We start from the raw sequence: 12,186 nt of genomic DNA on the forward strand, positions 1-12,186 counted from the left end.
GTAATATCTGCGCCATGCGCATCCGGCGCACCGGACATCACGGATATCCCAGGAGACTGACATGAACCGATATCTCGCCACCGCCGCGGGCGGCCTGCTCGCCCTGACCGTCACCCTCGCCTGGGCCGCGCCGGCTGCTGCCCCCAAGTCCGCCGAACCCAAGGCTCCGGCGGTGAAGACCGCCGCGCCGGCACCCGCCAGCGATGCGAAGGCCAATGACTGCGGCAAGCAGATGGGCCACAAGAAGAAAGCCAAGCACAAGGCCATGGCCAAGGTGGGCAAGAAGGATCCGAAGCAGGCCAAGGCTCACAAGCACAAGGCCAACCCCTGCCAGGACGCTCCCAAGCCGGCCACCAAGGCCGCATCCAAGCCTCCCGCGAAGCCCGCGACTACGACTCCGCCGCGCTGACCTGGAAATGCGCGCGGATGCGTTGACAGTCCCGCAGGCCGGGACTAGCATCCGCGCCAATCCAGTCACGAGAGGCCCCGAAGTGGGCAGTAGCTGTAAAAGACAGTTCCCTTCCCGCCACGGTGGCGCCTCGCGCGACTGACCTCTCCCCTGAGGCCGCGCAGACCCTCCCATGCGGAAGGGTAGCGCGGCCGGTTCCCGACAAGCTTCACTGCATGACCGGACGGCCGCGGACGTGATCTGGACGTTCGCGCACCCTCCGGTGCGTCATGGCCTTTCGACAAGGTGCAGGTGAGGCGTGGCCTTCGACAGACTCAGTGGACTCTTGCGCGGCGGCGGCGACCCCCAGGGGGAGCGCAGCGGGCGCGTGTCCGCGCGCCTGGCCGAGGTCAGCCGCATGGCGGCGGACGACACCTTCGACGAGTTCCACACCGGCATCCAGGGTCTGGCGGAGACGGATGCCGAAGAGCGCTTGGCGGAGCACGGCCCCAACGCCGTGGTCATGGAACCCGAGCGCAGTTTCCTCTACCAGCTGGCGGCGCGCCTCGCCAACCCGCTCAACGTGCTGCTCATCGTGCTGGCGGCGGTCTCGGCGGTGACCCACGACCTGGACGGCGCCGTCATCATCACCTTCATGGTGGTGCTGTCGGTGGGGTTGTCCTGGGTGCAGGAAGCCCGTTCCGACGCCGCCGCCGAGAAGCTGCGGTCCATGGTCAAGACCACCGCCACCGTGCTGCGCCGCGAGGAGGTGGAGGAGGAGGGCGAGCCGGAGGAGGACGCGGGCGGCCGGCCGCGGGTCGCCTACCGCGCGCTGCGCAAGCAGGTGCCCCTGGACGAGCTGGTGCCTGGCGACCTGGTGCAGCTCTCCGCCGGCGACATGATCCCGGCAGACGTGCGGCTGCTCTCCGCCAAGGACCTGTTCGTCAACCAGTCGGCCCTGACCGGCGAGTCCTTGCCGGTGGAGAAGCGCGCCAGCGCCGTGGAGCAGGCTGCCGGCAGCCCGCTGGACTTGCCGAACCTCTGCTTCATGGGCACCAACGTGGTCAGCGGCACCGCCATCGCGCTGGTGGTGATGACCGGCACCGATACCTATTTCGGGTCTCTCGCCGGCACCCTCGGCCACGAACGGGTGCAGACCAGCTTCGACAAGGGCGTCCACCGGTTCACCTGGCTCATGATCAAGTTCATGGCGGTGATGGTGCCGCTGGTGTTCCTCATCAACGGACTCACCAAGCACGCCTGGGGCGATGCCTTCCTGTTCGCCATGGCGGTGGCGGTGGGCCTCACCCCCGAGATGCTGCCGGTGATCCTGAGCAGCAACCTCGCCAAGGGTGCGCTCGTGATGTCGCGCCACAAGGTCATCGTCAAGCGGCTCAGCTCCATCCAGAACTTCGGCGCCATGGACGTGCTGTGCACCGACAAGACCGGCACCCTGACCCAGGACAAGGTGTTCCTGGAGAAGCACGTGGACATCCACGGCGTCGAGAGCGAGCGGGTCCTGGAGTTCGCCTTCCTCAACAGCTACTACCAGTCCGGCCTGCGCAACCTGCTGGACGTGGCGGTGCTGGAGAAGGTCGAGATGTACGCCGACCTGCACCCGGAGGAGAACTACCGCAAGGTGGACGAGATCCCCTTCGACTTCCAGCGCCGCCGCATGTCGGTGGTGGTGGAGGAAGAGGAGGAGCGGCACGTCATCATCTGCAAGGGCGCGGTGGAGGAGATCTTCAGCATCTGCACCCACGCCGAGATCGAGGGCGAGACCGAGCCGCTGGTCCCGGATGACCTGGTGCGCATCCGCGACGTGACCCTGGCGCTCAACGAGGATGGTTTCCGCGTCATCGCCGTGGCCTACCGCGAGACCATCGAGCCCAAGCGTGCCTACGGCGTCGCGGACGAGCAGGGCATGACGCTGCTCGGCTACATCGCGTTCCTGGACCCGCCCAAGGAGAGCGCCGGCCAGGCCATCGCCCGGCTAAACCAGCATGGCGTGGCGGTGAAGGTGCTCACCGGCGACAACGATACCGTGGCGCGCAAGATCTGTTCCGAGGTGGGGCTCGAGGTCTCCCACATCCTGCTGGGCCGGGACCTGGAGCAGATGGACGACGCGGCGCTGGCGGAGGCCGCCGAGACGACCTCACTCTTCGCCAAGCTCTCGCCGCAGCAGAAGGCGCGGGTGATCCGCGCGCTGCACCGCAGAGGCCACGTGGTGGGGTTCCTGGGCGACGGCATCAACGACGGCCCGGCGCTCAAGGCCGCTGACGTCGGCATTTCGGTGGATACGGCGGTGGACATCGCCAAGGAGTCGGCCGACATCATCCTGCTGGAGAAGAACCTGCTGGTGCTGGAGCAGGGCGTGCTGGAGGGCCGCAAGGTCTTCGGCAACATCCTCAAGTACATCCGCATGAGCGCGAGCTCGAACTTCGGCAACATGGTGAGCGTGGTGGTGGGGAGCCTGTTCCTGCCGTTCGTGCCCATGGCGCCCATCCAGGTGCTGGTGAACACGCTGCTCTACGACTTCTCCCAGACCGCCATGACGACGGACAACGTGGACCCGGAGTACCTGGAGAAGCCGCGGCGCTGGGATCTCGAGACCATCAGGCAGTACATGCTGCGCATCGGACCCGTGAGCTCGGTGTTCGACTTCATCACCTTCTTCGTGCTCATCTGGTTCTTCGGTGCCTTGCACGATGAGAAGCTGTTCCAGAGCGGCTGGTTCGTGGAATCCATCGTGAGCCAGACGCTGATCGTGCATGTGATCCGCACCGGCAAGGTGCCGTTCCTGCAGAGCTGGCCGAGCTTGCCGCTCCTGCTCACCACTGTCCTGGTCTGCCTGGTGGGCCTGTGGCTGCCGTTCAGCGGCCTCGCCCGCGGCTTCGGCATGGTGCCGGTGCCGCTGCCGTTCCTGTTGGTGATGCCGCTGATCGTGGTGGGCTACGTGGCCCTCACCCAGTGGTCGAAGTCGCACCTCATCCGCCGCTTCGGTCTGGACTGAAAGCTGCCTCAGGAGCTGCTGCGCTCGGCAGGGCGTTGTCTGTAGCAGGGACGCATACGTGCCGCGGAACACAGGGATGTGCGAGAGCGGCAGTGCGAGGACTCGCCTAGCCCCATTTCGCTGCGCTTTCCTGCTCCGCGAAATGCCGGGCGGGCATCCTGCCCGCCCGTGCAGCGCATGCGCTGCACCTTCGCTCTACACTCCTGAGATATTTTTTGGCTAAAAAAGCCCCACCGGAACACTCAGGTAAGGCTGTTGTCCGGCCCGGGACAATCCGGATGCCCCGGCTGTCATATTTATGCCATATTCCCCCCCTAGACTGCCCCGACCAGACAGGCGGGGAGGCCGGCGGGGGTGTCCTAAAGGGGCGCCGCTACCGGTGCAGCGGTGTTGTCAGAAGAAACCATAGAGACGGGAAGCCGGACCGTGAGCGGCAACACGCACAACACACGCTGGCGGGACAACGCCGCTGACATGGTGTTCAAGGGGGTCACCCAGCTCGCCGCGCTCACGGTGCTGGGGCTGATCCTGGCCATCATCGGCCTGCTCATCTTCAAGGCCTGGCCGGCGTTCCACACCTTCGGCTTCAAGTTCTTCACCAGCACCGAGTGGGACCCGGTCAGCGACCAGTACTCGGCGCTCACCTCCATCTACGGCACCCTGGTGACCTCGGCCATCGCGCTCATCATCGCCGTGCCGGTGAGCTTCGGCATCGCGCTCTTCGTCACCGAACTCGCGCCGGCCTGGCTGCGCCGCCCGGTGAGCACCGCGGTGGAACTGCTCGCCGCCATCCCCAGCATCATCTACGGCATGTGGGGCCTGTTCGTGTTCGCGCCGCTGTTCGCGGAGAAGGTCCAGCCCTGGATAACCGCGCACCTCGGCAAGTGGCCGCTCATCGGCAGCCTGTTCCAGGGCCCGCCCATCGGCATCGGCGTGTTTACCGCCGGCCTCATCCTCGCCATCATGGTCATCCCGTTCGTGACCTCGGTGATGCGCGACGTGTTCGACGTGGTGCCGCTGGTGCTCAAGGAGTCCGCCTATGGCATCGGCTGCACCACCTGGGAGGTGATGTGGCGCGTGGTGCTGCCCTACACCCGCGTCGGCGTGGTGGGCGGCATCATGCTGGGCCTGGGCCGCGCGCTCGGCGAGACCATGGCCGTGACCTTCGTCATCGGCAACAGTCATGACATCAGCAAGGCCCTGTTCATGCCGGGCAACACCATCTCCTCGACGCTCGCCAACGAGTTCTCCGAGGCGGTGGGCGAGAAGTACACCTCCTCGCTGATCGCCCTCGGCCTCATCCTGTTCCTGGTCACGTTCGTGGTGCTGGCCATCGCCAAGCTGCTGCTCATCCGGGTCGCGGCGCGCGAGGGGGCGAAGACGTGATCCAGCACAACAGCCGCCGCTACCTGTTCCGCCGCACCCTCAACGTGTTCAACCTGGGCATGTCCATGGTCGCCACGGTGTTCGGCCTGTTCTGGCTGGCCTGGCTGCTGTGGACGCTGGTGAGCCACGGCCTGCACAGCATCAACGTCGAGCTGTTCACCCTCGACACGCCGCCGCCGGGCGCCGAGGGCGGCATGGCCAACGCCATGATCGGCTCGCTGCTCCTGACCGCGGTGGGGGTGGGGCTGGGCACGCCGGTCGGGCTCATGGCCGGCACCTGGCTCGCCGAGTACGGCCGCGCCAACCGCATGGCCTCGGTGATCCGCTTCGTCAACGACATCCTGCTGTCGGCGCCCTCCATCGTCATCGGCGTGTTCGTCTACGGCGTCGCGGTGGGGCCGCTCGGGCACTTCTCCGGCTGGGCCGGCGGGCTCTCGCTCGCCATCATCATGCTGCCGGTGGTGCTGCGCACCACCGAGGACATGATGCGGCTGGTGCCGGACCAGATGCGCGAGGCCGCCGCCGCCCTGGGCGCGCCGCGCTGGAAGGTCACGGTGTTCATCGTGCACCGCGCGTCGCTGGCCGGCATGCTCACAGGCGTGATCCTCGGCATCGCCCGCATCAGCGGCGAGACCGCGCCGCTCCTGTTCACCGCGCTCAACAACCAGTTCCGCAGCACCGACATGTCGCAGCCCATGGCGAACCTGCCGGTGATGATCTTCCAGTTCGCCATGAGCCCCTACGAGGGCTGGCAGCACCTGGCCTGGGCGGGTGCGCTGATGATCACCACCGCGATCCTGGTGCTCAGCATCGCGGCCCGTCTCCTGCTGCGCTCCAATTCATTCGGGAAATGACCTCATGAGCTCGCCCCGCATCGACAACGCCAAGATCGACATCCGCAAGCTGGACTTCTACTACGGGAAGTTCCATGCCCTGCACGGCATCGATCTGCAGATCCCCGAGAAGCAGGTGACCGCCTTCATCGGCCCCTCCGGCTGCGGCAAGTCCACGCTGCTGCGCACCATGAACCGGATCTACGAGCTGTACCCCGAGCAGCGCGCCACCGGCGAGGTGATCCTCGACGGCGGCAACATCCTCGCCACCGGGCAGGACCTCAACCTCCTGCGCGCCAAGGTCGGCATGGTGTTCCAGAAGCCGACGCCGTTCCCCATGTCGGTGTACGAGAACATCGCGTTCGGCGTGCGCCTGTATGAGAAGGTGCCGCGCAACGAGATGGACGAGCGGGTCGAGTGGGCGCTGCGCAAGGCGGCGCTGTGGGACGAGGTCAAGGACAAGCAGCACCAGGGCGGCACCCGCCTCTCCGGCGGCCAGCAGCAGCGCCTGTGCATCGCCCGCGCCATCGCGGTCAAGCCGGAGGTGCTGCTCCTGGACGAGCCGGCCTCTGCGCTGGACCCCATCTCCACCCTCAAGGTGGAGGAGCTGATCGCCGAACTCAAGAAGGACTACACCATCGTCATCGTCACCCACAACATGCAGCAGGCGGCGCGCGTGTCGGATTACACCGCCTTCATGTACCTGGGGGACCTCATCGAGTTCGCCGACACCAGCACGCTCTTCACCAACCCGGCCCGGAAGCAGACCGAAGACTACATCACCGGAAGGTACGGCTAGTTCTTATCAAGCCTTTTTAGAGCGTGACGAGCGAAGGTAGAGCAAGGCGCGCGAGGCGAGCACCTGGAGCGTACTCTTTAGTACGTGAGGAGTGCGAGCCGAAGCGCAACGCAGCTATATCGAGCGCAGTAGCTCTAAAACGGCTTGGAAAAGAAAAAGGGCGCGGTTTTAACCGCGCCCTTTTTTAATCCCGAAAAGCCCGGGATTACTTGTTGCCACCGGTCGAGGCAGCCGGAGCGGCATCCTTCGACTTCTTGTGGCTCTTGTGCTTGTGCTTGCTGGACTTCTTGTGCCCGCTCTTCGCCGGGGCCGCAGCCGGGGCGGCCTTGGCGGTGGAAGCGGCCGGGGCAGCCGGGGCGGCGGCCGGGGCAGCGGCGAAGCTCACGCCGGCGAAGGCCAGCAGGGAGGCGGCGAGGACGCTGATGACGATCTGACGCTTCATTCTGAGTACTCCATTGCTGTGTGAGTGGATACCTGAAGGTTTTGCAAAACCTGACCCCAAGTCCAGGTGGTGTCCGGCTCTACGGCCGGATCCTCGAAAGCCCCAGGGCTGACACTTTCTGTCGGGGCTATAACGCCTCCTGGGTGGACGGGTTGACGCTGCCAGGGGGCTGATTTCCCGGGGGGTATCCTGCGGGCGGGCTGGCATAATACGTGCCGATGACCAGGAAAATACCCGTATCCGAGCTCAGCCTGGGCATGTACGTGACCGAGCTGGACCGTCCCTGGCTGGAGAGCCCCTTCCTGTTCCAGGGCTTCGCCATCGAGTCCCCGGACCAGCTCTCCGCCCTCCAGGAGTGCTGCCAGTACGTGTTCGTGGACGAGGCCCGGGTCCTGGGCGGCCCGGCCGAGCCGGGGGAAGGGGCCGCGGCGGACCTCACCCTGCCGGGCATCAAGGAGACCCCCGAGCGCAGCGGTTTCCGGCTGGCGGTACGCCGGGTGCTGGACTACCGCCAGAAGCTCTACCCCCACCTGCAGCGGGTCATGGACGATGCCCGCCTGGGCAAGCTCATGGATGCCCGCGAGACCCGCGCCATGGTGCAGCAGCTCGTGGAGCTGGTGGCGGTGAATCCCCAGGCGGCGCTCTGGCTCACGAACCTCAAGGACCGCCACGCCCACACCGCCGACCACTGCTTCAACACCGCGGTGCTGGCGGTAGCCTTCGGCTCCCATCTCGGCATGCCCAAGGACACCCTGGAACAGGTGGGCCTGGGGGCGCTGCTTCACGACGTGGGCAAGATGCGCACGCCAGTCACCATCCTCGACAAGCCGGGCGTGCTCACCGAGGACGAGTTCGACATCCTCAAGAAGCACCCGGGTGACGGCTACCAGATGCTGCGCAAGCAGGGCGGCTTCCCGCCGCTGGCGCTGGAGGTAGTGCATCTGCACCATGAGCGCATCGGCGGGCAGGGCTACCCCTTCAGCCTCAAGGGCGAGGAGATCCCCCTGCATGTGCGGGTGGTGGCGGTGGCGGAGGTCTACGATGACATCAGCAGCGACCGTGTCTACCACGAAGGCATCCCCGCCGCGAACTGCCTCAACATGATGTTCCATTGGGCGCCGCGCGACTTCGGCGAGGACCTGATGCAGGAGTTCATCCGCTGCATCGGCATCTATCCCATCGGCAGCCTGGTGGAGCTCAACACCGGCGCGCTCGGCATCGTCATGTCCAGCAACCCCGACAGCCGGCTCAAACCCGTGGTGATGTTGGTGCGGGACAGGGAAGGGCGCCCGTACCGGCGCAGGCCGCTGCTCAACCTGGCGGCGCCCGGCATCCACGACGGCGGCTTCTCCTGGCGCGTGGAGCGGGTGGTGGATTGCAAGGATTACGACATCGACCCGGCGCGGATCGCGCAGATGGAGGCGCGCCTGTGAGCCGCGAGACCCAGATATTCCTGAGCAACGGCCTGATGCTGGACGCCACCGAGTTCCAGTTCAGCTTCGTGCGCAGCTCAGGCCCCGGCGGCCAGAACGTGAACAAGGTGGCGAGCGCGGTAGAACTGCGCTGGGACCTGCGCAAGAGCATCTACCTGCCGGTGGGGGTGCGCCTGAGGCTCGAGGCCCTGGCGGGCTCGCGGGTCACGGACGAGGGCGTGCTCATCATCCAGGCCCAGCGCCACCGCACCCAGGAGCGCAACCGTGCCGACGCCTTGGAGCGCCTCGTCGCCCTCGTGGAGCAGGCGCTGCATCCGCCCAAGCCGCGCAAGAAGACCAAGCCCTCCAAGGGCTCCAAGCGCCGGCGTCTCGAGGGCAAGAAGCGCCAGGGTGACAAGAAGCGCCTTCGCAGCAAGAGCTACGACTAGAAAAAGAAAACCCGGCGTAAGCCGGGTTTTCCGTTCTAGCGGGATTCCCACCACTTAATGCAATGGCATCTCCATGCCACGCGAGCCCATCGCTCCCACCTTGTCGGAATGGGCTTGAGCCGCCGCCGAGGTGACGCCGGTCTTCAGCGCCAGCCACAGCATGGCGGGGCTGAACAGCGTCACGAGCAGCATGCCGGTGAAGAAGCCGAAAGTGTCGTTGCCGCCCATGCCGCTGGCGGAGGGCCCGAGGTAGCTGATCAGCCACATGCCGGCGAAGTAGGGCAGCAGCCACCAGGCGTGCTGCCAGCCGAGGCTCGAGGCGGGCAGCCGCTTCACCAGGAGGTGCCACACCAGCAGGAAGGCCACGTAGCCGCCTACCAGCACGAACAGCACGCTCATCACGTAGTTGCCGGTCCAGTAGATGATCCAGTTGGAGGCGATGAACGCGATCATCGAGACCGCGGCGGAGCCCTTCAGGCGGAACGGGCGCTCCGCGCCGGGCAGGATCTTGCGCAGGTGCAGCAGGATCACCGGGCCGATGGCGTAGGAGAGCACGGTGATGGAGGACACCGCAGAGACCAGCTTGGACCAGGACGGGAATGGGAAGAAGAACGCGGCGCCGAAGATGTAGGTGGCGATCAGGGCGATCCAGGGCACGCCCCAGCGGTTGAGCTTGGCCACGTGGGAGGGGGCGCCGCCCATCTCGCCGGCAGCCATCAGGATGCGCGGGCTGCCGGTGATGTAGATGAACGCGGTGCCGAGCGGCGATACCACCGCGTCGAAGTACAGAACCGAGGCCCACCACAGCGCACCGACGGCGGTGAGGATGGCGGCCAGGGGACCGAACATGCCGGCGAAGTGCAGCTGCGGCCAGCCGGAGCTGATGTCGTTGGGGTCCAGTGCCACGATGAAAGCGTACTGCAGGCCCAGGTAGATGATGAGGGCGATCACCACCGAGCCGATCAGAGCGATGGGCACGTACTTGCCTGGGTTGCGGGTCTCGCCGGCGAGGGCGATAGCCTGCTGGAAGCCCAGGAAGCTGAAGATGATGCCGGCGGTGCCGACGGCGGTGAAGATGCCGCTGGTGGGCGTGCTCTGCAGCTGCGCGGTCATGTTCTCCGGGTGGAAGGAATAAGCCACGAGGATGAAGATGGTGACCACCGGCACCAGCACTTTCCACCAGGTGGTCACGCTGTTGATGGCGATGACCCAGCGGATGGCCATGAAGTTCAGGGCCACCACCAGCGCCAGCATGATCAGCGAACTCACCGTGCCGAGCGGCGTGAGCAGGCCGCCGGCATCCAGGAAGTGCCCCATGCCGAGGAAGCCCGACGGGGGCAGCAGGGTGTTCATGTAGGTCAGCACCGCGATGACTTCCACCGGCGGCACCGAGACGAATGCCAGGAACAGCACCCAGCTCCAGATCTTGCCCAGCATGTCGCCGTGGCTCACGTGCACCATGTGCACCAGCGCGCCGGAATTCGGGAACATGGTGGAGAGTTCGGCGAACACGAACGCCAGGAACAGCACCGCGGTGGCACCGATGGTCCAGGAGGCCATGCTGAAGGGGCCCGCCTGCATGGAGGCATTGAGCGCGCCGAACAGCCAGCCGGAGCCGATGATGCTGCCCAGGCTGGCATACAGGAGTCCGATCACACCGGCTTCGCGTCGGACCTTGTCGGGAGCTGTCATTGCGCGGGACCCCTATATCGGTTTGATGGAGCCCCAGGCCGTGCGGCGCGGGGACCCGGCGATATTAGATGAGGCGGGAGGGCAGGACAACCGGCAGGGGATCAGTGCAGGGAGCGTCCATCCCCCGGCCCGACGAACTGCGTCAGCCGGAGCAGGTCCGGCGAGACCGGCGCCCCGCCGCCCAGGATGGTGACCCCGTCCGGGTGATCGAGCTGCACCGAGAGCACGCGGCGGCCGGCGAGGGTGGCACGGCCCTGCCAGCGGTCCTGGCCGGTGCCGCTGAACTCGAAGCCGTAGATGCGGGTGAACTCGGGCCAGCCGGAGGCGCCCCGGCCCAGGCTCAGGCGGGTGAGCACGACGCTCTCGTCCAGGAACTGCACCTTGAGCTCGCGGCACAGCCGCGCGCAGGTCGCCACCATGCGCTCGCGGGCCCGCAGGCTGTCGTTCCAGAACAGGAAGCCCGCCGCCGCCGCGAGTAGCAGCAGGATGGCCACACCGGTGCCGCCCGCATCTAGGTACATGGGTGAGAGTCTACGCCAGGCTGACGCGGTTGCGGCCGGCGTGCTTGGCATCGTAGAGCGCCTTGTCGGCCGCCTTGAGCACGGTCCAGGGCTCGTTCAGGCTGTCGCCGTGCTGGGCTGCGCCGATGCTGACGGTGATGGAGAGCATATCCGGCTGGTTCTCGCCGGGTCCCGTATCCTCGCTGCGCCGCCCACCATGGCGCAGGTCGAAGCGGCAGGCCTCGATGTCGGCGCGCACCGTCTCCAGTTCCTGCGACACCTCATCCAGCCCGCGTCCCCCGTAGAGCAGGCAGAACTCCTCGCCGCCGTAGCGGAACGGCCGGCCCGCGAGCGCCGGCTGCTGCAGGCGTGAGGCCACGAAACGCAGTACCTGGTCGCCCACGTCGTGGCCGTAGCGGTCGTTGAAGAGCTTGAAGTGGTCCACGTCCACCATGGCGATGGCATAGCGCCCGCCGAGCTGGCGCATCTGCTCCTCCAGTGCGCGCCGCCCCGGCAGGCCCGTCAGCTCGTCGAGGTAGGCCATGCTCCAGGAACCCTGGATCACCGCGTAGCCGAAGCCCAGGCCCGCCGCGCCCAGGAACAACGCGCCCCAGGCCAGCGGCGCGCCATGCAGCACCGGCACCGCCATCGCCAGCGCCAGGAAGAACGCGGCGCTCTCGGCGTCGTGCTTGCGCAGCAGCTGGTCGTTGAGCCAGACGAGGCCGAGCCCGGTGGCGAGCAGCGCGGGCTGGGTCACGGCGCTGTGGTTGAGGAAGGAGAGATGCACGAACTGCACGTGCAGCGCCCGCGCCAGCAGCAGGCTCGGGAATGCCGCCATCGCCCACAGCGCCAGCGCCTCGCCGGCCAGGACTCCGAACCAAAGGCCGCCATAGCGGCTGAACACGCCGCGTTCCGGGATGCAGGCGAACACCAGCACGTCCAGCGGCAGGAACAGGTTGAGGCCGCCGCTCAGCACCGCGTGGGTGAGCGGATCCGCGGTGCGGCTGAGCGCGAACACGCCCACGTAGGCGGCGAGCAGCGTGAGCAGGGCGAAGAACATGCGGCTGCGGTTGAACTGGGCGGAGAGGCCGAGCGCCGCCAGCAGGACCGTGCCGACGGAGAGCTCCACCGCGAGCTGGCCCGGGCGGGGGAAGGAGGTGACCTGCACCGCCAGGAGCGCCGCCAGCATGAACACGATCAGCTCTGGCAGCAGCGTATATAGGACGCCGATGAATATCTTCATATGGGATCCCGGGACGCCACCTGCGGCGT

At 66.8% G+C, this 12,186-nt stretch carries 11 protein-coding genes; 7 read left to right on the top strand and 4 right to left on the bottom strand.

The window, feature by feature from the left end:
* Positions 1–61 precede the first annotated feature (61 nt).
* From VF651_09305 to pstB, 5 genes are all read left to right on the top strand, one after another.
* Positions 62–409, top strand: coding sequence for a hypothetical protein (locus VF651_09305; GenBank protein HEX7965901.1), 348 nt, complete (start codon positions 62–64; stop codon positions 407–409).
* 298 nt (positions 410–707) lie between these two features.
* Complete coding sequence (gene mgtA / locus VF651_09310; protein ID HEX7965902.1) at positions 708–3,401, top strand: magnesium-translocating P-type ATPase; 2,694 nt, start codon at positions 708–710, stop codon at positions 3,399–3,401.
* 474 nt (positions 3,402–3,875) lie between these two features.
* Positions 3,876–4,787 carry a phosphate ABC transporter permease subunit PstC gene (gene pstC / locus VF651_09315; protein ID HEX7965903.1) on the top strand — a complete coding sequence of 304 codons (912 nt, stop codon included), beginning with the start codon at positions 3,876–3,878 and terminating at the stop codon, positions 4,785–4,787.
* 59 nt (positions 4,788–4,846) lie between these two features.
* A complete protein-coding gene (pstA, locus tag VF651_09320) occupies positions 4,847–5,641 on the top strand; it encodes a phosphate ABC transporter permease PstA (protein HEX7965904.1) in 795 nt (264 codons plus the stop codon).
* Between the two features lie 4 nt (positions 5,642–5,645).
* Complete coding sequence (gene pstB / locus VF651_09325) at positions 5,646–6,419, top strand: phosphate ABC transporter ATP-binding protein PstB (GenBank protein ID HEX7965905.1); 774 nt, start codon at positions 5,646–5,648, stop codon at positions 6,417–6,419.
* A 205-nt stretch (positions 6,420–6,624) separates the two neighbouring features.
* On the opposite strand, the gene VF651_09330 is transcribed toward pstB, so the two are convergent.
* Positions 6,625–6,861 (bottom strand): hypothetical protein, encoded by a 237-nt coding sequence (locus tag VF651_09330; protein HEX7965906.1) that lies wholly within the window; start codon positions 6,859–6,861, stop codon positions 6,625–6,627.
* A gap of 218 nt (positions 6,862–7,079) precedes the next feature.
* Between VF651_09330 and VF651_09335 the strand changes: the two genes are divergently transcribed.
* Together VF651_09335 and arfB are read left to right on the top strand one after the other, a co-directional pair.
* On the top strand, positions 7,080–8,294 hold the full coding sequence (locus tag VF651_09335) for an HD-GYP domain-containing protein (protein HEX7965907.1): 1,215 nt from the start codon (positions 7,080–7,082) through the stop codon (positions 8,292–8,294).
* Positions 8,291–8,722 (top strand): alternative ribosome rescue aminoacyl-tRNA hydrolase ArfB, encoded by a 432-nt coding sequence (arfB, locus tag VF651_09340; protein HEX7965908.1) that lies wholly within the window; start codon positions 8,291–8,293, stop codon positions 8,720–8,722. Before VF651_09335 ends, arfB begins: the two co-directional genes overlap by 4 nt.
* Before the next feature lie 54 nt (positions 8,723–8,776).
* Here the strand turns inward: arfB and VF651_09345 are convergent, their stop codons facing one another.
* The 3 genes from VF651_09345 to VF651_09355 all read right to left on the bottom strand — a co-directional run bounded on the left by VF651_09345 (position 8,777) and on the right by VF651_09355 (position 12,157).
* Positions 8,777–10,378 (bottom strand): APC family permease, encoded by a 1,602-nt coding sequence (locus VF651_09345; protein HEX7965909.1) that lies wholly within the window; start codon positions 10,376–10,378, stop codon positions 8,777–8,779.
* A 137-nt stretch (positions 10,379–10,515) separates the two neighbouring features.
* Positions 10,516–10,935, bottom strand: coding sequence for a DUF3301 domain-containing protein (locus VF651_09350; GenBank protein HEX7965910.1), 420 nt, complete (start codon positions 10,933–10,935; stop codon positions 10,516–10,518).
* Between the two features lie 10 nt (positions 10,936–10,945).
* A complete protein-coding gene (locus tag VF651_09355; protein ID HEX7965911.1) occupies positions 10,946–12,157 on the bottom strand; it encodes a diguanylate cyclase in 1,212 nt (403 codons plus the stop codon).
* Positions 12,158–12,186: the final 29 nt, after the last annotated feature.

The sequence above is a fragment of the Gammaproteobacteria bacterium genome (genome assembly GCA_036383255.1).
Taxonomy (GTDB): Bacteria; Pseudomonadota; Gammaproteobacteria; order Natronospirales; family REEB76; genus DASUBN01.

Coding starts and splice junctions, on each gene's coding strand:
- pstC (HEX7965903.1), top strand. CDS start 3,876: ATGGTGTTCAAGGGGGTCACCCAGCTCGCCGCGCTCACGGTGCTGGGG.
- VF651_09335 (HEX7965907.1), top strand. CDS start 7,080: ATGACCAGGAAAATACCCGTATCCGAGCTCAGCCTGGGCATGTACGTG.
- VF651_09350 (HEX7965910.1), bottom strand. CDS start 10,935: ATGTACCTAGATGCGGGCGGCACCGGTGTGGCCATCCTGCTGCTACTC.
- pstA (HEX7965904.1), top strand. CDS start 4,847: ATGTCCATGGTCGCCACGGTGTTCGGCCTGTTCTGGCTGGCCTGGCTG.
- pstB (HEX7965905.1), top strand. CDS start 5,646: ATGAGCTCGCCCCGCATCGACAACGCCAAGATCGACATCCGCAAGCTG.
- VF651_09305 (HEX7965901.1), top strand. CDS start 62: ATGAACCGATATCTCGCCACCGCCGCGGGCGGCCTGCTCGCCCTGACC.
- VF651_09355 (HEX7965911.1), bottom strand. CDS start 12,157: ATGAAGATATTCATCGGCGTCCTATATACGCTGCTGCCAGAGCTGATC.
- VF651_09330 (HEX7965906.1), bottom strand. CDS start 6,861: ATGAAGCGTCAGATCGTCATCAGCGTCCTCGCCGCCTCCCTGCTGGCC.